Genomic DNA, 596 nt, shown 5'->3' with positions numbered 1-596 from the left:
CGACATGCCGACCCCGTCGTGCCACAACACCTTGATCAGGTCACCCTTGCGCCCCCGGAAGCAGAAGATCTCGCCACCGTGCGGATCGCGACCCAGGCCCTGCTGGACCTTCAGCGCCAGGCTGTTCATCCCGCACCGCATGTCCGTCACCCCGCCTGCAATCCACACGCGCGCCCCCGCCGGAAAGGCGATCATCGCGGATCCAGCACGGCCAGCAACGCCGCCAGATGCGAAGGGGCCAGCGAAACAGGAATCGTCATGCGCCGCCCGTTCGTCAGCGTGATGTCGATCCGGGCATCATCGGCTTCCCGCGAACGCTGCTCCGCTGGCGCAGACGGTGCGCTCTCCATAACCAGCGGCACGAAACCGCGGCCAGCCTCCGGCGCACCTAGCGTTCCGCTGCGATACTCACGCCGCCAGATCGAAAGCAGCGACCGCGAAATCCCATACCGGCGCGCCGTCGTCGAGCCTTGCCGGTAACCGCGCAGGCTTTCCTCGACGATCCGGATCTTGTCCTCGTCTGACCAGTGCCGACGACGGCCAACCTCATCGGCGGCGAAGATCTCGATTGGTGAAACAACTGAAGCGTATGCCAT

General features: G+C 65.4%; 2 protein-coding genes. Both read right to left on the bottom strand.

Annotated elements, in window-relative coordinates; genetic code table 11:
- Positions 1-195: IS66 family insertion sequence element accessory protein TnpB (tnpB, locus tag ACFOMP_RS19810; RefSeq protein ID WP_379033787.1), on the bottom strand; the 195-nt coding region annotated here is incomplete at its 3' end.
- Positions 192-596, bottom strand: a 405-nt coding sequence (tnpA, locus tag ACFOMP_RS19805; RefSeq protein ID WP_243786015.1) for an IS66-like element accessory protein TnpA, incomplete at its 5' end; no start/stop codon positions are given. The genes tnpB and tnpA, both read right to left, overlap by 4 nt.

The sequence above is a fragment of the Paracoccus simplex genome (assembly GCF_042648325.1).
Lineage (GTDB): Bacteria > Pseudomonadota > Alphaproteobacteria > Rhodobacterales > Rhodobacteraceae > Paracoccus > Paracoccus simplex.
Note: the sequence above shows the minus strand (reverse complement) of the source record. Positions and strands in the feature narration are given on the sequence as shown.